Here is a 24,993-nt window from a genome sequence, read left to right as displayed (position 1 = left end):
AAAAAAAGAGCTGCCCACCACAGACAGCTCACACCTAAATTTAAAACTGAAAAAGTACTAACATTTATTATAAAATATTTATTTAATTAATATAGAGCGGCTCCAATTAACATTGTTCGGAATATTCCCTTCATAGGCATAATCTGTAAGAACATCATGCTCTAAAAAGTGAATTTCCTTCTGGAATTTTGACTCTGAAGCTTCGGCATGTTTTACCACTGCACCACCAGGAACGTTAAGACCATCATTCAGCATTTCAACAAAGATCTCCTCTTCTGTTCTCAGCAATAAAGCTTTTTCATACAACCCGAAATTAGATGAAAAATGAGTGTAATCTACAAATCTCTCATAGTTATACACCGGTTTTAGATGCAATGAAAGGTCTTTTACATATTTTTCAAGTTCATCAGAAAATGACAGTAAAAATGAATGCAACTTAGGATCAATATCAAAATTGGATTCATCAAAATCTGTACTAAAAACAGGATGCAAGGCATTGGTTTCGTTCAACATTAATTTTCCGTATACCTTTGGAAGATCATTGTACACCCTATCTCTTTTCACATACGCCTGAGAAAAAAAATCTCCTGAGTCTATATGATAATTTTCCAACAGTGCTTCCCAAATTTTATTTCCCTCAGCATCTGTTGCCGTATTTTTAACATTAGAAATATAAGAATCCACCTCATCTGTGATCACAAAATCATGTGAAACATACACCGATTGCGGCCCTTCAAGATATCCACCGCCTACATCAGCATGTGCTCCCGGAACAAAAATTTCTTTCCATACGGCATTCCCGATCTCTGCCTTGGTATCTTCCTTACTTTTTGAATATTCAAAAAAACCGGTGAGAGGGAAAAAATATCTACATTCATTAACAGCACATATCTGCAAGGCCCTTTCAATTCCCGGAAGAAGACTTACATTATAATCATTAAAAGGTGTAGATTCTACGGTATCAAAAACACCTAGAAATTTCACTTTACAATTTCCTGTTATTTTCGAATTGGGTTTTAGCAGTTCGTAGCAAAAATTTCTTGCTAACATAGATCCTCTGCTAAATCCGTACACATAGAAATGATATTCTTTAGTATCATCTCCTATTATCTCGTTAACAAAAGCATTTGCTTTAGCTAACTTATCATCTGAAGAATATCCCGTAAAACGATACGGATTTCTACACGTTACCATTGCAAAATTACTATCCTCAGCGCCTGTTACCGTTCCCACTCCTTCAATATAGATTTTTTTATCTCCATTGAAAAGTCCAAAAAGTTTATAGACATTGGTGATGTTATTATGGTAACTTTTATTTTTAGCCTTTGGTTTTTGAGGGGAACACGCATTAATTCCGTTGTTTCCGGTTCCATCGAAAAAAATTCCGATAGAAACTATATTATTTTCCATCCTGTTTGTTTTTTAAATTTTGTTATTCAAAAAAAGTAAGGCAAAAGAATCACATCAACTCCCGAAAAACCCTCTCTAAATAACACTTTCAAAATAACATCGAAATGAGAAAATATACTACAGTAGAAAGCACCAAATAAAAAATTCCGTATTTCTACGGAATTAAATTCTTTCTAGCGAATAAATATTATTAATGATGGCATAGATTACGATGCCGACTGTATTTTTGGCGCCAATTTTTTCTAAAACCCGTTGTCGGTGACTTTCCACCGTTCTTGGGCTGATGAATAGTTTTTCGGCAATTTCATTGTTGGTATGTTCCTGACAGATCAATTTCACCACGTCTTTCTCACGCTCAGAAAGTTCATCATCCATTTCAAATAATGACTTTTTCTTGCTGGAGCTATTCATATAAGAAAATAACATCTGGTGATCTTCGGAAGTGAAGAAAACTCCGTTTTTATAGACCATTGTGATGGCATCTATAAAGGTTTTTCTGTCGGAATTTTTAGGCAGGAAAGCAGAAACTCCAAGCTTTACCATATACCCTAAAATCGAGCTTTTATAATGAGAAGAAAGGATAATTATTTTGAGGTCGGGATGTTTATCTTTTAAGATTTCCACCAATTCAAACCCGTTCATGGGCTGCATCTGTACGTCTACTAATGCAATATCAGGAAATTCTTCTTTCGATAAAGTATCTAGACTTTCAATAAAAAGAGGTCCGTTATTACACGTTAGGGACACTGAAATATTTTTCTCGGTTGACAGTAACATTTTCACCCCTTCGAGGATCAATTGTTCATCATCAATTAGCGCTATCTTGATTTGGCGACTCATCGTTGCATGGAATTTTAATAATTAAACGGCTTCCTTTATTTAAAATGTTCTTCCATTTATGAAGAGCATTCATGGATTTTATTCTGGATTCAATATTTTTAATTCCCATTCCTTTTTTCACGGCTTCGTAATCAAAACTCTGTCCGTTATCAGAAATTACAACCGCTACATTTTCGTGGTTATCTTTAATATAGATCCAGATTTTCGTGGCTTCAGAATGTTTCAGTACATTGGTGGTAAACTCCTGTATAATTCTATACACCTGTACTTCAATGAAAATATTTTCTTTTGAAATTTAGAACCTACCGTTAATGAAATATTCACTCTGTTGGCTAGATTGTTAATAAGCTCTTCAATATATAAAACCAATCCTACCGATTCCAGATTTACAGGATACAATGAATGGGAAATACTTCGGGCCGAATCTACCAAGGAAGACATCTGACCGGAAATATTTTTTTTAATTAATTCATCCCCTTTTGTGTCTAGATTGTTTAACCATAAAGAAAGTATATTGAGGCGGTTTCCTATGTCATCGTGAATCAATACCGCAATTCTTTTACGCTCTTCTTCCTGTGCCTTGATATTTTCTAATACCAATCTTTTCTGATGAAGAACTTCTGCCTCATGCTGTGCATTTTTTTCTTTAATAATTCTATCAATGAAAAACTTATAGGCCAATAAAACGAAAACTACAATGATCAGTAAAACAACGATCAAAGTAATAAAAAAGCTGATATTTAAGGTTATTTCTTTAATTTTAAAAAGGTATAAATGATTGATATATAAAGGAAACAACACAATATATTATTCATACCCCAAATCATATACACTTCATCGTTAGAAAATGTTTTCAACTGACGAAGCATGAAGAATATAAACACGGAAACAGCATAATAAAGGAATATAAAAGCATCTGCTACTATGAATCTGTCATTATTTGTTTCACTTTTCCTGATCTCTGTTAAGAGCGAATAACCTGCAAAACAGATTACAACAATATTTGAGATCACTTTTTTCAGCTCATTTGTTTCTGCGTCGTTTACGAAGAAAAAGTACCCCATCAAAACAACAATTGGAACATACCAATATCTGGAGAGATTAGATTTTCTTATAAACAAACTTCCCAACAAAAACAACTCGCCGGATACATAGAGAGGATACAGGAAATCTATATTTTTTAATTGGAAAACATAGATTGAGATTTTAATGGCAGCTTCTATTAAAAAAAGAAAAATGATATAATAAACATACCATTTTTCCGTGTTTTTTAAACGCTTAAATTTTATAAGTCCTATAAGAGCACTAATAAAAAGAAAACTGTTATTAAAATAAAGTATTACTTTAAAAGCATCCTCCATTTAATTTATTTTTTACTTATTTTTTTAAATATTACAAATTGGCGGGCACGGTTGTGACCAGTCATACGTATTAGAAATCGTTAGAGCGCTTCCGTTATTTTCTAGATCTTTTCCGTATTGGGAAATAAAGATCAGGGTAACAAGCATTCTCTGGTAAATATCCGAATATCTTAGTCCGAATGAACAAACAATTCCTGATAAATTATCTTTAACCGGCGTTAAGTCTTCAGCTGGAACAAGAAATTTTCTAAAAATTCTCTCTCCCTTGAACTCGCTGCATTCTCTGTAGAACCAAGTCATTCCCTGGTCTCTCCATAATTCGATTGCATCCAATGCTTTATCCTGATCTAAAAGCGGAGTATTAGCGATCGGAAGAAACATATTCGCATCATGGTCTACTTTGCGAAGGTCCTTAGAAAGAATTGCATTTTTTACAACGGTATATTCTTGCATTTCAAAAAGCTTTAAGTCGCCTCCCATTTCAGCCAAAACAGAGTATGGATAGTCTGTTACAGGAACTTTCTTACCAAGATCATCAAGAGGGCAAAGGATTAAAACCATACTGCCTTTATACACTCCTATTTCTGTACAGAAATCTGCATTTTTGTTTATATCTTTAAGCCAGTCGATTTGATCTAACCCCAGCTCAAAAACAAAATTTGTAGGAATTAATTTTTCTAATACTTGATAATTAGCACAGCATCTTCCCCATTCTGACACTGCTTGTGTGTAGTCCTCGTTGTTAAAAGTTGTCATATTTTCATGGTATATTTAGTCGCATAAAATTATACAAAGTAAACTAACTATGCAAATATCTCACTCATAATTGAAGAATAATTAATAATCGCAAAATATAAAAAACAAATACTACTCATTTGCTTTAATAATTTCTTACCGTTATATGATAACAGCTTTGTTGTTTTTCTTTAATATAATAAATACGTCCTATCGCCACATAGTATTTCAGGACCTTTTCCAACGCTGCTTCCATTTTAGGATTATACTTTAAGACATCATTAAAACGGATGTAAGAAATATCGAAAGAATTGCCGTAGTTATGGGAGCTAATCCCTACTGAGGCGTTGGAATTTACTCTTCTCAATCTGCATTGATCTTCCAGGGTTCTTGTAAGAGATGAGACCGTGAAAGTATGGCCTTTCGTCTCTTTACTGAATTTAATTCCTATATTCTCTAATGTGATTTTGGCCTTAGAAACCATGTAGGCTCTGCTGTAATCTAGTTTTTGAATACGATACCCTTTTGCTGTTTTTCTTATTTTATGGAATTTCCCGTTGCTGATGTATTTCTGAACAGATTTAGAATCGGTAAGCAATTTTACCCCAAAACTTTTTGAAGCATCCAAATGGGGTTTGTAAAGAGGAGTAGCTTCGACCTTTAAAACTTGTTTTAAATCGTAGCAAGGCAGTCTTTTTTTTGTAGCCTGAGAATGATAAAAATTAAAAATAAAAGGCACCGAAATCACACACCACAACTTTCTCATTAAAAAGGCTTTTAAATTTATAAACGAAAACTAAGAATTCATATTACATAATTCAATAATTATTCCATAATAGTTGAATTTATTCCACACAATAAACAATGAACAACAAGATAGAACTATTTGCTGAATTTTTATGAATATTTTAAATTTAAGCAAACAGGTTACTCAATATTCTTTTTTAATATTAATGAGCAGCAAAAGCTGGAATTGATTTGCCCATGTATTATCATTAAAACCAACTTTTCGAGTTGGTTTTTTTGTTATATCTCTAGTAATCAAACAACTTGTTTAAACTTTTATTTTAACCGCAAAAGTGACAAAAGATTAACACATTAGTGACTTTAAGTTGAGCATTAGGCTACAAATAAGAGCACATAAGTTTTTAAAAATCTTTGCATATTGAGCGGAGTCGAAATATTATTCTTTTATAGACTTTTGTTTTCTCAATAACCAATCCTTAATAAATCAACGATAGCTTTTGAGTACCTTTTGCGGTTAAATTATTAATTAGTTTCCACAGGTTCAAAATCTAAAATCTCACTTTCATCCAATCGTAGTTCTACTACAATTTTTCAATTTTAACACGAATACTTAGGGATTAGAAATATTTTTCATTAATTTTATCCTATAACACACTTGATGGTAATAGATTACATAAAATATAAGATCCGTAATGGAGATTCTCTTCATTCAATTGCTGACCGGTTAGGAATGACTGTTGAAGACCTAAAACTGTTTCATAATGCGCACTGCGAGAAGACAGAAACCCTTTGGTTTGAAAAGATAAATCATATAGAATTTCTATGGATTCCACAGAATTATAAAACTGAAGAGCAGAAAGAACAGGAAAAAACAGAGCGTCTTCCGTCTTTAGAATTATCAAATACGTTCTATGCTAAAGAATATAAGGTTCGAGAAACAATTCAAACATCTTCCGGAGATCCTTTGTTATTAGATTACACTATTATTCTAGACTTTCAGGAGGAAAAAGATAAAAATTACACTATGACAATCCATCGTAAAGGATTAACCGCTAATGGAAAAGTACCCGACGATAAAATGAGTGAGCTTTCTCTTGATTGCATGAAAACGTTGTACCCTATTGCTTTTACCATTAATTCTTCAGGAAAAATAACAGGATTTCAGGAATATAAAAAACTGATTAAAAAATTCAAAGACCAACGTCCTAAGTTGGAAAGCTACCATATTGGGAAAGGTGCTGCGATGCTTTTACATGCTTTTGAAAAACAGATGGGTAATGAAGCGGCTTTTTTCAGACAATTCAGCTCTTCCCTGCTCTTCCAAACATTATTTCCTCTCATGGAATGGTTTCACAAAAAAACAGCGTGGACTGAAAGACTGTATTGTTTTCAAAACTCTTTTCCGGTTGCATTTGATTTGCAAACTGAAACGAATCATGATGATCCGGATGATACAGAAACAATCATTCAGGGAAGTTTACACGAGTCTTGCAGCCTTGAAGAATTAAGACAGAATAAAAAATATTCTGATACCGAATCGCTTGAATCTGTAGCAATAGCCCTGCAATTACAATATACTACTCACAAAATACATAAGACCTTATCTCAGGCAGAATCATCTATTGTACTGACGTATGAAGGCATCTTATACCAAAAACACCATCTCACTTTAACACAAATACGATGAAAAATTACACCATTCAACAAGGCGACACTTTCAATTCGCTCTCTCAACAATTCAACATTAAAAATGATGGACTGTTAAAAACCTATCATAATCTTCACTGCCCGATCGAAGATGTGATGCAGGAACCCATTCCGGGGAAACAGATCATCATTCCTGAAGATCCTGAGTTTCTGTCAAATCCCTCATCTGCTCCAACTTCTGATGAGGAAATGACAGATTCCACGAATACGTATAATGAAAGTGAAGAAAAAGATCAACAAGAAGAACCGTCTTCCAAAGACCATAAACAAGAGGAGAAAAAAGAAGATGACAAGAAGAATGACAAGGGTTCTGATGACCATGAAGGAATCTTTTTCATTATACAGAAAGCTACTTTACAGTGTAATCAGGGATTTACATTTCCTACATTAAAAGTGACCAGTCACCAAAAACATTACGCTAATCACCCGGACAGTGATCCCGATTATCTTGCCGCTACTGAGGATGATCTACAACTCAACCCTAGTGCACAGCCTTTCGGGCAATGCAAACTCAAGCCAAGCTCCGGAGGATATCTTCCCTGTGCCTATGCGCCTGCCGGAAAATGGCAAAAAGCATACGATAAAACAAAAGTAATGGACAAAGCCTGCCTCACCGAACGCTCTGAACTCCTATGCAGCACAGGTGGGAAAATCACCATTCTCAACCATGGACAGCAAAGCGAAATCACAAAAAGTCATATTAGCAATGCCAACACCCTTGAGCAGCAAGCTTATAATCCTGTTGTAGATTTTGATGCCCTTAAAGAAGAAGCAAACAGCAATGAAGCAGAAGCTTGGTAACCTTAAAAACTAAACACAATGGCTAAAAAAGGAGTTTATAAAATCACAGGAAACACCCATCCTAAGACAGGGGAAAAAACAGTATATACAGTAACGGAATGGTATCCCGACACTCCCAATTCAGATCGTAGAGATATTTTGGTAACCTGGGAATTGTTCAAGAAAAATGATAAAGGACAATTTGTAACCACGCATCTCAAGAAAAAAGGTGTCGGTGAATTTACGTTTGGGGAACAGGCCTATCAATCTACTTTTAGGGTAGAAGGGTATCTGCACAGCCCCGAGGGTAAGGAGCCCATGGCCATTATTGTTCACCCACAAAAAAATGACGGCCCCACTTCTAAAGAAAAAGACATCCTTGGGGTAAGACTGACCTATCAGGATGGTTCAACGATTACCAAAGCACTCAGTTATATGGACCGGCTTCACGCTACTGTAAAATGTCAGAATCTAGAAGGCAATTATATTACGCTAAGTCTTTGGGAAGACGATGAAAAGCATGAAGGACACCATAAAAAGAATCAGTTCATCACTAAATCTCCACCCATTCACGTAGACAGCAAAGGGTATGCAAGGTGGAATTTCACTTTATTGAGTACTTATATCTCCATAGCCAATAAAAGAGAAGACGATAAAAAACAACATGAATATTATATTCTGGCAGAATATAACGGAACAGTGATGGCTTCAGATAATATGACCGTCAATAATCCGGAATATAAAATTCCTCCTCCCCCTTCCAAACCTGCTCACGCCAAAAAACCACAGCCTAAACCGGATACCCCAAAAGGTTCTACCCATGAGAGTTCACGCAATAATCAACCCGATAAGAAAGGGATTATTAAAAAGATTACCTTGGTGGATAAAGATGGAAAACCTTTTAAAAGAAGACCCACATTCGGACAAACCATCAAACTGATTATTGAAGCGGAAAATGTGGTGGGTAAAAAGTATAATTTAAAACTCTGGGAACACGACAGCTGGGGAGGCGATGATCTGCTTTACAACAACACCCACACTTTTAAAGCAGACCGACAGGAAATCCTTATTCCCCTGACCGATGAAATGCAAACCATAGGAGAAATCGGTATTGATCCCAACAATCCTAACTATGGCGAATACTGGACCGGAAACTGGCAGGAAATATATGCTGAAGTGACCCTTCTTTATATCTCTACAAAATCTCCAATTATCAATGTAGACATAGAAGAAAAACCAAAAGTTCTGGATAACGGTAGAAGTCCGTGGAAGAAGGAGAAAAGTGAGGTGGTGAAAGCTAGTTCTACTTGTATTTGCCAAGAACAATATAAATTGATTTGGGGTAACAAATTAACTTGTTCTCAAAGAAAAAAAGTTGTAGAAGTTTGTAAAAATATTTGGGGAGAGAAAATGAAAATTGAAAAAGCCAATGAATTAATGGCTATAATGCATTTAGAAACCGTAGCAACTTTTTCACCCTCAAAAAAAGGTGTAAGCAAAAGTGGTACAAGATTTATTGGACTTATTCAATTTAGTGAAGCAACTGCAAAAACTTTGGGAACGACCTATGATTCTTTAGGTAAAATGACTTTTATTGAACAAATGGATTATGTTGAAAAATATTTAAAAGTTAACAAAGATAAAATGAATACTATTGTAGATTTTTACTTACAAGTTATAAAACCTAATGCTGTAGGAAACGGAGGAAACCCAAACTACATTGTTTTTGACGAAAGCATAAATGTACCTGATGGGGATGGTAGTAAAACTAATAGTGAGCAAAGATCAAAAAACATACAGAATGAGCCTTGGGTAACAAAGTATGGCTATGCTTCAAACCCAACTTTTATGCTTGAAAAAGGGGAAAAAGTAAAAAGAAAAAGATGGGTTTACAGTCGTCAAATTTATGAAGAACGCTATGGAGAACCAGGCGGTAAAACTTATATTTGGGAAATAGAAAAAGTGGTTAAAGATGAGCATTTTAAACCAGGTGAAAAAGAGAGATATATTGGGAATTGTGAAGATAAACCGGAAGAAAAAAAGAAACCTAATGGTAAAAGAGCGCCATGGATGGATATTGCAATACAAATTGCAAAAGAAATGAAAGGCTGTAGTGAAGATAAAGAACCTATGTATAGTAAAGCAAAAAGCTATTTAAGATATTGTAATAATTCTTTTGAACCTACAGATGGGGAAGATGGTCCATGGTGTGCTGCATTTATGAACTGGACAATTGGACAAGTGTCCTACTCTCATGCAAAATCAGCTGCTTCCCTTGCTCCTTTAGACGCTGTGGCTGGAAAAAAATATAAAGAAATAAAAAAGCCCATTTATGGATGCATTGTTGTATATAAACATAAAACGAAATGGAAAGGACATACAGGTTTTTTATATGGAATGACTAAATCTGGAAATTATATTTTACTAGGTGGAAATCAAGATAACACAATAAGATTTGACAATTATGGAGAATATACTAGTAGCAGTAAAAAAAAGAAACTGTATGGCTTTTATATCCCGATAGATTATGAAATAAAGGACGTGGATTATTTAACAGATTCAGATACCTACGCTACATCCAATGAAATTAATATTAAATATGGTATTATAGCCGAAAAATCAACAGGAAAAACAAATTAATTATGAAAATTAAAGTCTTTCACCTTTTAATATTGACAACATTTTTTCTACAATGTCAAAACAAAAAAGAACAAGAAAATCTTATTAAACCAAAGAATACAATGATGCAACCAAATATTACTACTAACCAGATCAAAGATATTTTTGATAAACAATCATATTTGGAAAAAGAAGAAACTGAAGACAAATATACTTTATCAGAAATAGATCTAAATATACTTTCAGATTTGATTATTAAAGATTTAAAAAGTAAGGGTTATAAAGAACTGGCTAACGAGGATTTTTCACAAAAAATAAACTCTATTTTTGGTTTAAATATCAAATGTATTCAACATGGAAAAATTGGCACAAGATATCTTGTATATCATGGTAATCTTTTGGATGAATCACAAAATACATTAGAAGATAATTTATTTGAATCATCTACTGAAACAGGAAATTTATTTTTTGATCAAAAAAATAAATTATTTACCCCATTTATTCTATTAAAAAATGTTGTCAAAATTAATGGACAAAACTACTCAACTCATATTCCCCAAAACATCATTGCTCAAAATAAGTATTTGTTCAATGATAGTAAAGCTGATCTCGTTTGGTTAAAAGTTAATGATAAGGAATTCCTTGAAACCCTCGTGAAAAACTTTGGTTATGTAAAAGATAAGGATCTTTTAAAATGGTACATAGAAGGAAATGGAATTGAAAAATATACTAATGACAAAGAGGTATATTTAAAAGTATTTTATACTAAAAACTGTGATAAAAGCCTCATTATTCATTCCGAAACTTTTTCATATATGGATTCTGATCCTGAAAAATATTCAAAAGAAATCTTATCTGTTTTAGATGATATAAGAACAGATAGAATCAAATTAGAAAATTTTAATTTTCATGAGAAAGCTAAGCTTATAGCTTATTTATTATATTTTGGCGAAAAACATAAAGAGAAAACAGGTTTAACTTTCGCATTTATGGGAACCTTTTACAAACATCAATCAGATGATTTGCTAAAAAAGTATGATGAAGAATTTAAAAAACAAAAATATTATGGTTTACCTTCTTTTGAAATCTATTGGAATAATGCTAAAAATGAAGGGGATGGAATCGGTTTAGACATGTAACCCCCGCTCTTCTAAGTTTAAAACTTTACAGCATACTTCGAAATAGTAGAAACTAAAGAAGGAAAGCAAGGATATGTTCACAAAAGCAGAGTGAAAGCAAATTAGTAGATATTTTCACAAATTATCCCACAAAGTGTTCAATTAAAAACAAAGAGGCTCCCAAAAAGGTTAGCCTCTTATTTTTTCACTTATACTTCTACAAGAGAAGAGTTTTTATATTTACCTCAAAAATCAATCCTTCGGCTGCTGTTGCGTCACACAATGAATCATTCCGCCATTGGCATACAGATTTCTCACATCAATGCCGACAACCGTTCTTGTAGGGTATAATTTCTGAATGATCTGATTGGCTACCGCATCATTGGGATCATTATAATTGGGAACCAATACTTTGTTATTGGCAATGTAATAATTGATATAAGAGCCTTTATAGCCTAAATCTTTTCCGTTGGTCTTCTTTACGGTGTATTGTGTTAAAGGAACTTTCACAAAATGAAAAGCTTCCCCATTTTTATTTTTAGCAGCATACAATGTATTGATATCAGATTGTTTTACATCAAAATCTAATAAATCCTCCTGCTCCATCGTCACAATGGTGGAGGCATTTCCAAATCTTGCAAAACCGTCAATATGCTGATCGGTAAGATCAAGACCTGCTTGCCCGTCCAACCAGATAAAATGAGTAACCCCTAAATATTTTTTGAATATCGCTTCTGCCTGTTGTTGGGTCATTCCCGGATTTCTATTGCTGTTGAGAATAGAACTTTTACAAGCCATTAATGTTCCATGACCGTCAACCTCAACACTTCCTCCTTCATTGATCATGGTGGAATTCAGATCGATCAATGTTCGCCCTTGATCTGCTGCTATTTTTGCAGGAATTTTATTACAGTTCGCAGATTGTATCAGCTCACCTGAATCTTCATCTGTTTTATTTCCCCATCCATTAAAACCCCAATCTTCGATGACCAGCTTTCCATTTTTATCTCTTACATAAATAGGTCCGTTATCTCGTACCCAGACATCATCAGTTTTGTAGAGTTTAAAATCAACATTATTGATCGGAATTCCTGAATTTGAAAGTAAATGAGTGATTCTATCTTTTTCCGCTTCATTGTAAGCTACAATATGTACCTTTTCACTGGTAACCAATGCTTTTGTCATCTCCACCCAAGTAGCATCCAAACTGTTTCTATACGCAGTACCATACTGATATTGGTGAGGCCACTGCAGCCAGGTTCCTTCATGCATTTCACTTTCTTCGGGCATTGTATAAAGAGTCTCTGTCATAGTATCATCCGGGTATTGTTCTTTTTCATCGCAAGAAGTACTGATTACGGCAAGCAAAGTCAAAATAATTAAATTCATTTTTAGCATATTTAAGCAGATCTAAAATCAAAGAAATTGAAGTCTAAGATCTCAAGAAATACTAATTTATTATTACAACTCTTGAAAACCTTTTGACCTATTTCTTTCCAGCAGTTCTCAAAATTCAGGCCATTCTGTTTTCTATGAATACGATAAAAAAGTTAAATATTTTTATTTAAAATATTCAATAACCGTATAATTTCCATCTTGGTATTTATCCAACAATTCTTTTAAATAGTATTTATGCTGCACACCCGTTAAAATCACTACTTTCTTTCCTTTATACAGATTGGCTTGTTTGATTATATTTAGGGCCATTGTGTTGTTTCTTAAATCCCAGAAATTACACCAAAGCTGATATCCGTCACGGTATGAAATTTTTTCTCCATTAGGCTTCGTTACAAACTTTTGAGCAAAAATATCTTCAGAATTCGAAATTTTAGGAATTTCATGGTGCTGCACAAATTGGCGGTATCTGTTAACCGTTTCAAAGCTTAATGAGTTTAAAGTTTTAATATCCGTTTTAGAAAAATCTCTCAGCGCATTATTCGCTTCCATATATTTCTCGAAAATGATCGTATTCGTAGGATTTAATGCTTTCTTTTGATAGAGACTATCCATTAATTTTATGGTCAGATTATCTGCAGGAACCATTCCGCGATCTTTTCGGTATTGATTTCTTCCTTCAAATTCGAATGGTAGATTAACGGTTTTTGGATATTTATTTAAAAATAATATCGCTGCACTTACTTCATTGGAGTTTTTAGACATACTTTCTTTTTTGAAATCTTTCATCTGCTCCGTATCAAGTTCCTGCAGGATTACATCCGGTTTTATCTTCTCTAATATTTCAAAAAGGCTCTGCGGATTTAAAATAGGAGATGTTGGCTCATGAACCGTTCCCAGAATATAAACTTCTGTTTTCCCCGAGTTTTGTGCATGGTAAAAACAAGATAATAAGACCGAAAGACTTAAAAAAAGATTCTTCATTGTATATGATTAATTTATAATAACGATTATTTAATTTTCTGTAATTCAACTATACCGTAATGCAGCCATATTCCGAAGACACCGGTTTTAGTGAGATAAGTTTCTTCTTTATTGAATGTTACCGTTGTGTTGGGTTCTGTCTGACAAATAAAAAAGTGACCACCGTCTATGCAATTCATTTTTCCACTCTTGTGCAGATCAGTCCAGCCGAATTCTTTGTACCCATCTTCATCATCTTCTGGATCAAATAAAAATCGCCTGACGATCTTCTCTTCTTTAATTTTGGAAGTAAGCATCCAACGGGCTAAATCAGATTCATACCTAGCCGCAAGTTTATTCGGATCTGCATCTGCGGTTTTTACAACAACTAAAGTATCAACAATGGTTACCTTTTCGCCATTCTTGAGATGTACCTCATAACTCCCTGTCCACAGATCGTCCTGTATCTTTTGTTGAGCATACGAGGCATGATACCCTAGAATGATCAAGAAGAAAAATAATTTGTTCATTGGATTTTAATTTTTATAAATGTTGTGATGCTACTCTTCTCGGCTTACTATATTTTCTAATGTAACATCTGTTTTTTCGATATCGCCACCGTCTGGATGAAAAACCCATAAAGAATTCTGATCTCTATGATCTACCAATAAAATTCTTGTGTTTTCGAAACCGATTGCTAAACAATCTGCCAATTCTTGATACTGTATTTCTTGTTTTTTTTGAGAACTTCCGCCCATTATTTCTAACAATGGATCTGTAAATCCTTTTAATTGATTAATCGTAAGATAAGATTTACCGTCTATATTTATTTTTTCACAAAGCTCATTCAGAGTAAAAAGAGTAAAATCTTCTTCATCGGGGAAAATTGAAATTTGGGGTTCAAATTTATTACTGATCAAATATTCAAAATAGGAAAGAGGAATTTCAATTTTAGCTTTTTTGAGAATAGCAGTTAGCTGCTTTGTGGTCTTTTCATTCTTTGTGACCACTACATTTGGATTAGAATACCCAAACTCATCTGCTTTCCATTGTACGGTGTCAAACTTGAACTCTCTGGAACAATTGGGGCAATGAATGATCATGAAAGTCATTTTCTTTTCTACCGCAGATTGTACAAAATTATAGTCAAATACACTTAACTCTTGCGGAGAAAATATTTTACCACAATCCCACGAATAAGGACAGATTATTTCTTTCATACTCTCTTTTCAATTAATAAATTAAATCTAATTTATTTCATCATCTGTATTTCATTTACACCCAATATTCAAAGATATTGATGAACGACGAATGTACAAAAAGAAAGTATCAAAAAAAATCCCGGCGGCAGACCAGGATTTTCTATTTTATTTTTTTAATCTCAAAAGGATTTTTAAAGATGAGTTCTTCTTGTTTTCCTTTGATTTCCATCTTTTTTTGAAGGAGATTTAAAGCCATTTTTCGAATAAAAAGGTTTTTATCATTTAAATTCCAATAAGAATCTTCATGAACTTTTTTCGGCTTTCGGATCAGATAAAATTCGGTTTCCCAAGTATCAACATTGTGATAGAATTCAATAATTCCGCAATGTTCAGGAATTACAGCATGCTCAATCATGCCCATCGGAAGTAAAAAACTAAACGCATTACAGACATAATCTCCACAGGAAATTTTATCATGCTTTAGAAACTTCTCACCTGTTTTTGTATTGAAATATGATTTTTTAAAGTCGTTTTTAAAATCGCTCTTCGAAAACTTGATCTCAATTTCATGACTGAAACCTTCCGCATCAATAATCAACATGTCCGCTTCCCAATCAGAATGAAAATGATTGGTCAGTACAATCTCTTTCTCAAAATCGCAGTGAGAATGGATATATGCATGAACAAGTTCTTCTATTTTTAACATGAATTTCTAAATAAATGATAGACCTAACTTTTACAACTCTAAAACACTATCACTCTCAAACACTCCAACCCACTAACTCACCAACAAACTGCATCCACGAATATCAGAATGATCAATTCTTCCCAACACTTGAAATTTACCTTCCGGAAGTGTTTTTCCCAAATCCTGCGTGGCAATGAAAGCACAAGAATGAATATTGGCCAGATCTATAATATTGATAGCGCCTGTCCTTCCCTCTTTTTCATAATTAAAAGGATCTTCGGCATTTCTCACCAAAATTCGCATCCAGTTTGGACACTGATACACATTTTCACCTAAAGAATAGGCTTGCGACAGAAGCTCTGTCATTGAATATTCTGAATAAATTTTATCCGTTTTAAAACCTTCCTGTAAAATAGTCAGTAACTCATCTTTGGTCATTTCTTCTTTACGCCCTTTCATTCCACCCGTTTCTATAATCGTAAGAGTATCTGAGAATGCAAAGGTTTGAGCGTTTGAATCACAATAATCAAGGAAATCTAAAAGGGCAAAAGAAACTCCAAAAAGGATTACTTTTTTATCTTTCAATGTATTCAGTAATTCAAATAAATCGGAATGATTATAAAGAAAATATCCATTTTCAGGCTTGGCAGATTTTTTCATTAAATAATCTACCATATAGATTAAGGAAGAATTTTGTTTTTCCAAATAACTTGGAAGCAGCCCTAAAAAGATAAAATCTTCCGGTTTCCCGATGAACTGTTCAAAACTTTTATAAATACTTTCCTGATAGATATTTTCATCTGCAATAAAATGCTTAGACAAATTCATTTGGGTAGTTCCCGAACTTTGAAAATAAAGATCTGCTGACCCGTTTTTGTCCACAATCTGATGATTCTTAAACATCTCAATGGGCAGAAACGGAATTTTTGTCAGTTCACTCACCTCATCAGGATTTATTTTCAGGTAATCAACAAACTTTCTATAGATCTCAATATTTTCATATTGATAACGAAAGGTTTTCAATGCTGCATCCAAAAAATCCTGCTCTGACTGTATGCTGAATATATTTTCCAATATTTTATAAAATTTTATTCGCTTCTTTTACGACTTCCATTTGAAGCAAGTCATAAGAAAACCCTTTTTCTTTTAATATTTTTTTAACCTTCGATTTAAAATTTTGGTCAGATTATTGCTAATACTTATCCGGAATATGGATTAAAAACAGGAAGTAAATTTATTTTCTTCCGAGAATTACCTCTTTTAGGGGTAATTTTTTTTTGTTCCATCCGCAAAAGTCATCAATTCAAAATCTTTCTCAAAAACACCGTATGTAAAATACGAGATCCAATCTCCAAGATTAATATACTTTGCTTTTTGCTCCAAATCCAACACCATGGGAAGGTGACGGTGACCATAGATAAAATAATCGATCTGCTGAGTTTTCAGTTTTTCTTTTGAATAGATAATTAAAAACTCTTTCTCTTCTCCTAAAAATTCTTTGTCTTCATCACCAGAGATCATTTTATTCTTTTGAGACATGTATAAAGCGATCTTCATCGCAATATCTGGATGAATCCATTTAAAAAACCATTGTGCCACAGGATTGGTAAAAACTTTTTTCATTCTTTTATATCCTTTATCACCAGGTCCCAAACCATCTCCATGAGCCAGTAAAAACTGTTTACCGCCCATCTCAAAATATTGCTTTTGATAGAAAACCGTACACCCAATTTCCTCTTCCAGATAATCTTTCATCCACAAGTCGTGGTTTCCCACAAAAAAATAGACGTGAATTCCACGGTCTTTTAATTCTGCAATTTTCCCTAAAACACGCACGTATCCTTTTGGAATGACGTGCTTCCATTCATGCCAAAAATCAAAAAGGTCACCCATTAAAAACAAAACCTGAGCATCTTCTTTAATCTCATCCATCCAACGGATAAATTTCTCTTCACGCACTTTGCTTTCCTTAGGATTAGGAGCTCCAAAATGTTGATCAGAGGCAAAATATACTTTTTTACCAGGTTCTAAATTGATGGTAGTTTTTAACACCGATTGAGTTTTTTGTTGAATATATTATTGATTATCTTCTGCGAACCACTCTCCGTAAGAGTTTTCGGTTTCATGAAGTTTAAGGTAAGCAAGAGAAATTCCTTCCGGAAGTTTTGATTTTATTTTTGCGGCAATTGCATACAACATATTTTCACATGTTGGCTGAAAGTTGCAATAGATCACTTTATGTCCCTGACTCTCAAGACTCTCTCCCAATTCTCTGTGTGGAGACAATCCGTTGATTAAAACTGCATGATCCCAAACATCTACAATTTCGGGTTTTACAATACTTTTAATATCACCAAAATCAACTACCATCCCATTTTTAGGGTTCTCCAAATCATTTACAGGCTTCCCTTTCACTGTTACCAACAGCTTATAAGAATGTCCATGCATATTTTTACATTTCCCATCGTAGTTATACAACACGTGGGCCGTTTCAAATGTGAAAATCTTTGTAATACGTATCATATTGCAAAGGTAAGAAATTTGGTTTGAGTTATAAATTTGTTTCGTACAGTCTAGAAGATTTATATTAATTATTAGAATAGCATTTTTTTAACTTTAAATATAAAAGAATAAGAAATACCACAGACATAATAAATATTATTAATGATATAAAATTTGATATGAATTATTATTTGTACATCGAATGATTATTAGAGTTAATACATAATTATATATTTTTGCCATATATTCAAAAAAAAATGAACGAGGAATATAAGCTAACAATCTTTAGGCAGTCAAGAATAATTACCTGCGTTTTTACATTACCCATATTCCTATTTATAGCTCTTATTATCGGAGTTGAAATTCATTCAATCACTATATCTTTAATATTTTTAGCTATGATACTTTTCTTGATGTATTATTTTTCAGTAGGACACCTCAATATAGCTGTTGATAAAAATGCGGTAGCACTTACTTGGAAAAAGAAGCTCATTTTTAATTATAAACCAATCTCAAAAATTGAATTTAGAGATATAAAAGTTATCATTTTAGATGATAATCAATTCTTGCGAAAAATTAAAACAGATAAAAATACAATCTATATCAATAATTCTAAAATCAAATCAAAAGATGCTGAAAAGTTTATCTCAAGATTGAAAAATGAAATAAAGTTATACGATATAAAAGTTCTAGATAGTTGGCAAGAATTTTCTGAAAAAGGATATTTGAGAAAAGCATATCTAATAAATTCTTTTCTAACAATAATTTTAATGATAGTTTTTATTACTCTGACTATCTTTAAAGGTTTCCAGCCTTATTCTTTATCGATATTTATTTTAATTATTCCACAGATAATTTTGTATAACAAACAAATGAAAAGATAAATAAATAACTAAATCTTATCCAACCAATCATTTCCCAAACGTTTAATCTTATGAGTTTCTACATCAATCAAAATCCATAAGGTTAATGAATCTACCACAAGCTGATCATTACAGTAAAATTCAACTTTTCTAGGCTGTTTGGCTCCTTCAGGAACTTTAGGATATGTTTTCACGGTAATGATATCTCCCAAATACACCTGTTTTTTATATTGAATATGGTGATCCAGAAGCATCCAGATATCTCCGGGATATTCTGTCTTATGTTTTACAAAATCCCAATGCTCACCGGCGATTTCCTCTACCCAATGTACATACTGAACATTATTAACATGATTGTTATGGTCAATATGCTTTTCGGTAACTTTTATTTCTTTTTGATAAATTAAACTCATTATTTTTCACTTCTTCATTACTATTCAAATATATGAACTTTAAATTTTTAATTTTAATTCTAACCTAAAAACCTTCCCAAAACTGAGAAGGTTCACATCTAAAAAATTTATTTAAATAGGAAAAAATGATCTAATGAAATTGTGCCGTTTCCGTTGAATCTTTCATTGCAACCGTTGCCGAAGAACCACTTGTCACCACATTCTGTACCTCATCAAAATATCCTGTTCCTACAAAAGACTGATGTTTTACCGCTCTGAACCCTTTTTTCTGCAATGCAAATTCACGTTCCTGAAGTTCAGAATAACCGGCCATTCCTTTTTCTTTATATGCTAATGCCAATTCAAACATTGCTGTATTCAATGCATGGAAGCCCGCCAACGTAATAAACTGGAATTTATAGCCCAACTTTGCGAGTTCTTCTCTGAAATTCAACATTTCATCTACTGATAGTCTTGCTGCCCAATTGAAAGAGGGTGAACAATTATACGCCAACATTTTTCCGGGGAACTTGGCATGAATACCTTCTGCAAATTTTCTTGCCTGTTCCAAATCGGGATTTGAAGTTTCCATCCAAATTAAATCTGCGTAAGGAGCGTAAGACAAACCACGATCAATCCCCTGCTCTACTCCATTTTTCACGACATAAAAACCTTCGGAAGTTCTTTCTCCCGTTACGAATTTCTTATCTCTGTCATCAATATCTGAAGTTAATAAATCTGCTGCATCCGCATCTGTTCGGGCAATTATTAAACTTGGAACTCCTAAAACATCAGCTGCCAAACGGGCTGCAATCAATTTATTAATCGCCTCCTGAGTCGGAACCAATACTTTTCCTCCCAAATGACCACATTTTTTAGCGGAAGACAACTGATCTTCAAAATGTACAGCAGCAGCGCCCGCTTCGATCATTTGTTTCATTAATTCGTAGGCATTCAGATTTCCACCAAAACCTGCTTCTGCATCGGCAATGATGGGAACTAAATATTCTTTATCTCCTCCTCCATTTACAGATTGGATTTGATCTGCTCTCAATAAAGCATTATTAATTTTCTTCACGACAGAAGGCACTGAATTCGCAGGATACAAAGATTGATCGGGATACATTTCTCCCGATAAATTAGCATCAGCTGCAACCTGCCATCCTGAAAGATAAATCGCTTCCAAGCCTGCATCAACTTCCTGTACAGCTTGATTTCCTGTTAATGCTCCCAATCCTGCAACGAAATCCTGATTACTTAATTTTTCCCAGAATTTCTTTGACATTTCTGTTGCGATGGTATATTCTAATTGATATGAGCCTCTTAATTTTAATACTTCTTCTGCAGAATAAGGTCTTTTTACTCCGTTCCAACGTGGATTTGTCAACCAGTCTTTTTCTATTTCCTGAATTTGTTCTTGTCTTGTTTTCATAATAATATTTTTAGGGTTTAGATATAAGGTTTTAGGAATCAGGGATTAGGTAAAGTGCAAATTCATAGTAATTTTCAAACTCTAAAACACTCCACTCTAAAACCCTCAAAATCAAATAAAGGGGTACGCTTTTAAGGTTAAGAATTCTTCGAAGTTTTCAGAAAAGATCAATTCATTGAAAAGCTCTTTTGCTAGATTGAATTTTCCGTTTTTGAAACGTTCTTCGCCTACATATTTTTCGATAATTTCCATTTCTTCGAGTTCCCATTGAAGAATCATAGGTCGGGTTAATGTTCTGTCATCAATTAAAACCGCTTCATTTTTTAGCCATTGCCAAATTTGTGTTCTTGAAATTTCGGCTGTTGCTGCGTCTTCCATTAAATTATAAATAGCGGCAGCCCCAATTCCCATTAACCAACTTTCGATATAGAGAATTCCAACGTTGATATTTTTTCGTACTCCTTTTTCGGTAATTTCACCTTTTGGAATTTCCAACAAATCACTTTCTTTGATCTGATACTCGAATTTTTTCTCAATCTGATTTTCTGAAGGCATATATTGATCAAAAATCTTTTTGGCAACAGAAACCAAAGCAGGATGTGCTACCCAAGTTCCGTCGTGCCCGTTTTTCACTTCACGCTTTTTATCATTTCTTACTTTTTCAAATGCAAGACTATTCGCTTCATAATTATCTTTAATCGGAATTTGTGCTGCCATTCCACCAATCGCGTGAACATTTCTTTTATGACAGATCTCAATCACTCTTTTCGAATACGCGCTCATAAAAGGCGAAGTCATGGTCACCTGATCTCTGTCGGGAACAATAAATTCGGGTAGATTTCTAAACTTTTTAATGAAAGAAAAAATATAGTCCCAACGTCCGCAATTCAAACCTGAGCTGTGTTCTTTTAATTCAAATAAAATTTCATCAATTTGAAATGAAGCGGTAATGGTTTCAATCAAAACGGTTGCTTTGATGGTCCCTTGCGGAATTCCGAGGTAATTTTGAGCAAAAACAAAGACTTCGTTCCACCAACGGGCTTCTTTGTAATGTTCTAATTTTGGAAGATAAAAATAAGGTCCGCTTCCGTTTTTCAACAACTGTTTTACATTCCTGAAAAAGTAGATTCCAAAATCCACTAACGAAGCAGAAGCTTCTTCTCCATTCACCTCTAAATGTTTTTCATTTAAATGTAAACCACGTGGACGAATTAAAAGAACCGCTATTTTTTCATTAAGCTGATAAGATTTTCCCTGTTCATTGGTGAAATCAATTTCTCGGTTAATGGCATCAGAAAGATTGATTTGCCCTTGCATACAATTATTCCAAGTCGGAGAATTACTATCTTCAAAATCTGCCATAAAAGTTGACGCTCCAGAATTCAAAGCATTGATGATCATCTTTCGGTCGACAGGTCCGGTAATTTCCACTCTTCGGTCTAATAAATCATCCGGAAGTTGAGCACAAACCCAATTCCCATTTCGGATTTCTTCTGTTTCCTTTAAAAATTTTGGCAGTATCCCTTTATCAAATTCCTGCTGAGTTTTTTTTCTTTCTTCTAAAAGCTCTAATCGTTTTGGATTAAAATTTTGATGAAGCTCCACTAGGAAATCTATTAATTCGGGAGTGAAAATTTCTTCAAATGGATTAACAGATTTTATTTTTAACTGAGTCTTTGTTTCCATAACCTATTGATTTTGTGATTTGATATTACAAACATAAATAAAAATATTTAATATTTAGCGAACGTTCGCTAAATATTTTAAAAAACTATTATGCGAATAATCGCTTCTATTTTTTATATTTGGGTAATGAATTCTGACAGCGACTTTATCAAAACGGTTTTCGGATTAAAACTGAAACAACAAAGACAAAAGAAAAATTGGTCTTTACAGGACCTTGCCGTAAAAACAGGTTTATCTAAATCTTATTTAAACGAAATTGAAAACGGTAAAAAATATCCGAAACACGATAAGATTATTCAACTTTCAGAATCTTTGAACTGTACCTTTGATGATCTTGTTTCAACGAAATTGGATAAAAGTTTAGCACCATTTAATGAAATCCTACAATCAGATTTTTTTAAAGAGGTTCCGTTAGAACTTTTTGGAATTAATAAGAATAATTTAATCAGTATTATTAGTGATGCGCCTAAAAAAGTAACCGCTTTTATTAATGCATTAATTGAAATTTCTCAGAATTATAATTTAGGAAAAGAACGTTTTTATTTTGCTGTTTTACGATCCTTTCAAGAGTTGTATGACAATTATTTCCCTGAAATAGAAGAAAAAGTAGTCCGCTTTGCAGAGGAAAATCTGTTGGAAATCAGTAAAAATATAAAATCCGAAGTCTTGGAAAATATTTTGATTGAAAAATTTAATTATACCATTCAATCAAACAATTTTGAAACATACGGCGCTTTAGACAATCTTCGCTCTTTATTTATTCCTGAGAAAAAGTTACTGTTGCTGAATAATAAACTTGAAAAAGATCAGAAAACTTTTATTCTGGCGAAAGAAATAGGTTTCAATGTTTTGGAATTAAAAAATCGTCCGAATACTTATTCATGGTTGGATTTTGGAAGTTTTGAAGAAATTCTGAATAATTTTTATGCATCTTATTTTGCAGGAGCTTTATTAATTTCAAAAGAACAAATCATTGAAAACACGTCTAATTTTTTCTTGCAAAATACCTGGGAACCTAAAAGTTTCGAAAGCCTGATTGAAAATTTCACTCATTCTCCGGAAACATTTTATTATCGACTAACAAATGTCCTCTCTTCCGAATTAGGAATTAAAGATCTCTTTTATTTATGTTTAGTCAAGAAGAAAAATTCAGATAAAATTCAGATTTTAAAAGAGCTACACCTTAATCATCAGCAAGCTCCACACGCCAACGCCACCAATGAGCATTATTGCAGAAGATGGATTGCCGTGAAAAACCTAGCTCATTTAAAAGAAAATGAAACATTAACTGATGCTCAAATCTCTCATTATAAAGACCAGGGAATCAGCTATCTTGTGATTTCAACTTCGCAGAAAAATCCTTTTTCTGACGGCAGCAACAGAAGTTATTGCCTTGGAATTTTATTGAATTCTCAGACGATCAAAAAAATTAATTTTATTAAATCTCCTACTTTAAAAACCATCAATGTTGGAGTGACTTGTGAGTCCTGTAGCATCGCAGATTGTGAAGTGAGACAAGCCCCGCCAATTCGTCTGGAAAAAGAGTACTTTAATTTGAGTATGAAAAATGCTGTTGATAAGATAAGAAAGGAACTTTTGTAAAACACTGTAAATCAGTATTATTTATTTTAAACTATAATTCCGTACTTGAAATTATTAATTTTCACAATAACTAATATTCAAATTAATTTAATAAGCTTAATACGTTAAAATACAATCGATTATAAAAAATGATTAATTTTTAACTAGTATAAAAACAAAACTGCTTTATTTTTTATTAAAAAAGTAAAATTATTCAGCAATAAATATCAAATAACGAAAAATAAATCCATATTTAACATTTAATTAACATTGATTTTACTAGCTTTAATTCATATTAATGATTAGAAAGCATATGTTTCTTGATCTTTTTTTCCCAAATCGGTGCTTACATTGTAATATGATTATTGACGCTAATCTTCTTACTTGCACACTATGTTTTGAAAAAATTCAATTCACACATTTCGATTATTTTGAGGAGAATACACTTAAAGAAATATGTAAAACACTTTTTCCTATAGAAAATGCGTATGCATTATTACAATTTGAAAAAAAAAGTGTGAGCCAAAAGATTATCCATGAACTAAAATATAAAGGGAGAGAAAAAACAGGAAAGATCCTCGCCCATTGGATAACGGAACGTATAGATTTTAAAAATGGAAAGCCTGACTTAATAGTAAGTATTCCTCTTCATAAAAAGAAACAAAAAGAGCGTGGATATAATCAGTTGCATTTATTTGCTGAAACGCTATCTGAATTTTACAATATTCCTTTTGACCATGAAATAATCACCAAAGTTCATTATTCTAAAGCACAAGCTTTACAAGATAAAAAACATCGTTTAAAAACAGAAAATTTATTTTCTATCAATAAAAATATTTCAGGAAAACATATCCTTTTGATAGACGATGTTTTTACAACAGGAAACACAATGGCCACAGCAGTATGGCAGATCCTCACAAAAGGTGATAATAAAATAAGCATACTGGTCATGGCTATGGATAAATAAAATGT

24 protein-coding genes are annotated in these 24,993 nt (G+C 33.1%); 7 read left to right on the top strand and 17 right to left on the bottom strand.

The window, feature by feature from the left end:
• Positions 1 to 78 precede the first annotated feature (78 nt).
• From AMQ68_RS13435 to AMQ68_RS13410, 6 genes are all read right to left on the bottom strand, one after another.
• A complete protein-coding gene (locus AMQ68_RS13435) occupies positions 79 to 1,410 on the bottom strand; it encodes a DUF2235 domain-containing protein (RefSeq protein WP_054511158.1) in 1,332 nt (443 codons plus the stop codon).
• Positions 1,411 to 1,572: 162 nt separating this feature from the next.
• Positions 1,573 to 2,250, bottom strand: coding sequence for a response regulator transcription factor (locus AMQ68_RS13430; protein ID WP_054511157.1), 678 nt, complete (start codon positions 2,248 to 2,250; stop codon positions 1,573 to 1,575).
• The gene (locus tag AMQ68_RS25640; protein WP_241775134.1) at positions 2,219 to 2,512 is read right to left on the bottom strand and encodes a sensor histidine kinase; all 294 of its coding nucleotides are present in this window, start codon (positions 2,510 to 2,512) and stop codon (positions 2,219 to 2,221) included. The genes AMQ68_RS13430 and AMQ68_RS25640 overlap by 32 nt, the downstream gene beginning before the upstream one ends.
• Complete coding sequence (locus AMQ68_RS25635) at positions 2,473 to 3,051, bottom strand: hypothetical protein (protein WP_241775133.1); 579 nt, start codon at positions 3,049 to 3,051, stop codon at positions 2,473 to 2,475. The genes AMQ68_RS25640 and AMQ68_RS25635 overlap by 40 nt, the downstream gene beginning before the upstream one ends.
• Positions 3,052 to 3,635: 584 nt before the next feature.
• Positions 3,636 to 4,367: a hypothetical protein gene (locus AMQ68_RS13415; protein ID WP_054511155.1), complete on the bottom strand. Its 732-nt coding sequence runs from the start codon at positions 4,365 to 4,367 to the stop codon at positions 3,636 to 3,638.
• A 124-nt stretch (positions 4,368 to 4,491) separates the two neighbouring features.
• Positions 4,492 to 5,112, bottom strand: coding sequence for a DUF5715 family protein (locus tag AMQ68_RS13410; protein ID WP_054511154.1), 621 nt, complete (start codon positions 5,110 to 5,112; stop codon positions 4,492 to 4,494).
• A 639-nt stretch (positions 5,113 to 5,751) separates the two neighbouring features.
• Between AMQ68_RS13410 and AMQ68_RS13405 the strand changes: the two genes are divergently transcribed.
• The 4 genes from AMQ68_RS13405 to AMQ68_RS13390 are packed head-to-tail and all read left to right on the top strand — an operon-like array spanning position 5,752 to position 11,338.
• Positions 5,752 to 6,780 carry a LysM peptidoglycan-binding domain-containing protein gene (locus AMQ68_RS13405; RefSeq protein WP_054511153.1) on the top strand — a complete coding sequence of 343 codons (1,029 nt, stop codon included), beginning with the start codon at positions 5,752 to 5,754 and terminating at the stop codon, positions 6,778 to 6,780.
• Positions 6,777 to 7,601, top strand: a complete 825-nt coding sequence (locus AMQ68_RS13400; protein WP_054511152.1) for a PAAR-like protein — start codon at positions 6,777 to 6,779, stop codon at positions 7,599 to 7,601. Before AMQ68_RS13405 ends, AMQ68_RS13400 begins: the two co-directional genes overlap by 4 nt.
• 18 nt (positions 7,602 to 7,619) lie before the next feature.
• A complete protein-coding gene (locus AMQ68_RS13395) occupies positions 7,620 to 10,220 on the top strand; it encodes a hypothetical protein (protein WP_054511151.1) in 2,601 nt (866 codons plus the stop codon).
• Positions 10,221 to 10,222: 2 nt separating this feature from the next.
• Entirely contained in the window at positions 10,223 to 11,338 is a 1,116-nt protein-coding gene (locus AMQ68_RS13390; protein ID WP_054511150.1) for a hypothetical protein, read from the top strand.
• A gap of 231 nt (positions 11,339 to 11,569) precedes the next feature.
• Here the strand turns inward: AMQ68_RS13390 and AMQ68_RS13385 are convergent, their stop codons facing one another.
• From AMQ68_RS13385 to AMQ68_RS13350, 8 genes are all read right to left on the bottom strand, one after another.
• Complete coding sequence (locus AMQ68_RS13385) at positions 11,570 to 12,706, bottom strand: agmatine/peptidylarginine deiminase (protein ID WP_054511149.1); 1,137 nt, start codon at positions 12,704 to 12,706, stop codon at positions 11,570 to 11,572.
• Between the two features lie 171 nt (positions 12,707 to 12,877).
• A complete protein-coding gene (locus AMQ68_RS13380) occupies positions 12,878 to 13,696 on the bottom strand; it encodes a hypothetical protein (RefSeq protein WP_054511148.1) in 819 nt (272 codons plus the stop codon).
• A gap of 26 nt (positions 13,697 to 13,722) precedes the next feature.
• The gene (locus tag AMQ68_RS13375) at positions 13,723 to 14,205 is read right to left on the bottom strand and encodes a hypothetical protein (protein ID WP_054511147.1); all 483 of its coding nucleotides are present in this window, start codon (positions 14,203 to 14,205) and stop codon (positions 13,723 to 13,725) included.
• Between the two features lie 30 nt (positions 14,206 to 14,235).
• Positions 14,236 to 14,895, bottom strand: coding sequence for a hypothetical protein (locus AMQ68_RS13370; RefSeq protein WP_054511146.1), 660 nt, complete (start codon positions 14,893 to 14,895; stop codon positions 14,236 to 14,238).
• A gap of 142 nt (positions 14,896 to 15,037) precedes the next feature.
• On the bottom strand, positions 15,038 to 15,583 hold the full coding sequence (locus AMQ68_RS13365; RefSeq protein ID WP_054511145.1) for a hypothetical protein: 546 nt from the start codon (positions 15,581 to 15,583) through the stop codon (positions 15,038 to 15,040).
• A gap of 72 nt (positions 15,584 to 15,655) precedes the next feature.
• Positions 15,656 to 16,639 (bottom strand): acyltransferase, encoded by a 984-nt coding sequence (locus AMQ68_RS13360; protein ID WP_054511144.1) that lies wholly within the window; start codon positions 16,637 to 16,639, stop codon positions 15,656 to 15,658.
• 186 nt (positions 16,640 to 16,825) lie between these two features.
• On the bottom strand, positions 16,826 to 17,617 hold the full coding sequence (locus AMQ68_RS13355) for a UDP-2,3-diacylglucosamine diphosphatase (protein ID WP_054511143.1): 792 nt from the start codon (positions 17,615 to 17,617) through the stop codon (positions 16,826 to 16,828).
• 24 nt (positions 17,618 to 17,641) lie between these two features.
• Positions 17,642 to 18,088: a 6-carboxytetrahydropterin synthase gene (locus AMQ68_RS13350; protein ID WP_054511142.1), complete on the bottom strand. Its 447-nt coding sequence runs from the start codon at positions 18,086 to 18,088 to the stop codon at positions 17,642 to 17,644.
• Positions 18,089 to 18,324: 236 nt separating this feature from the next.
• Between AMQ68_RS13350 and AMQ68_RS13345 the strand changes: the two genes are divergently transcribed.
• Entirely contained in the window at positions 18,325 to 18,951 is a 627-nt protein-coding gene (locus tag AMQ68_RS13345; protein WP_054511141.1) for a hypothetical protein, read from the top strand.
• Positions 18,952 to 18,959: 8 nt separating this feature from the next.
• Here AMQ68_RS13345 and AMQ68_RS13340 read toward each other — a convergent pair whose 3' ends face one another.
• The 3 genes from AMQ68_RS13340 to aceB all read right to left on the bottom strand — a co-directional run bounded on the left by AMQ68_RS13340 (position 18,960) and on the right by aceB (position 22,440).
• Positions 18,960 to 19,343, bottom strand: coding sequence for a thioesterase family protein (locus tag AMQ68_RS13340; protein WP_054511140.1), 384 nt, complete (start codon positions 19,341 to 19,343; stop codon positions 18,960 to 18,962).
• A 130-nt stretch (positions 19,344 to 19,473) separates the two neighbouring features.
• Positions 19,474 to 20,757 (bottom strand): isocitrate lyase, encoded by a 1,284-nt coding sequence (gene aceA / locus AMQ68_RS13335; protein WP_199285775.1) that lies wholly within the window; start codon positions 20,755 to 20,757, stop codon positions 19,474 to 19,476.
• Between the two features lie 108 nt (positions 20,758 to 20,865).
• The gene (gene aceB / locus AMQ68_RS13330) at positions 20,866 to 22,440 is read right to left on the bottom strand and encodes a malate synthase A (RefSeq protein WP_054511138.1); all 1,575 of its coding nucleotides are present in this window, start codon (positions 22,438 to 22,440) and stop codon (positions 20,866 to 20,868) included.
• A 126-nt stretch (positions 22,441 to 22,566) separates the two neighbouring features.
• On the opposite strand from aceB, the gene AMQ68_RS13325 reads away from it, so the two are divergent.
• Both AMQ68_RS13325 and AMQ68_RS13320 read left to right on the top strand, forming a co-directional pair.
• Positions 22,567 to 24,042 (top strand): helix-turn-helix domain-containing protein, encoded by a 1,476-nt coding sequence (locus AMQ68_RS13325; protein ID WP_082384084.1) that lies wholly within the window; start codon positions 22,567 to 22,569, stop codon positions 24,040 to 24,042.
• A gap of 277 nt (positions 24,043 to 24,319) precedes the next feature.
• Positions 24,320 to 24,988 carry a ComF family protein gene (locus tag AMQ68_RS13320; protein ID WP_241775132.1) on the top strand — a complete coding sequence of 223 codons (669 nt, stop codon included), beginning with the start codon at positions 24,320 to 24,322 and terminating at the stop codon, positions 24,986 to 24,988.
• The last annotated feature ends 5 nt before the right edge of the window (positions 24,989 to 24,993 follow it).

The organism is Chryseobacterium sp. ERMR1:04, from assembly GCF_001297705.1.
Classification (GTDB): Bacteria; Bacteroidota; Bacteroidia; order Flavobacteriales; family Weeksellaceae; genus Chryseobacterium.
The sequence above is the reverse complement of the archived record's forward strand: the minus strand, read 5'-3'. Positions and strand labels throughout refer to the sequence as shown.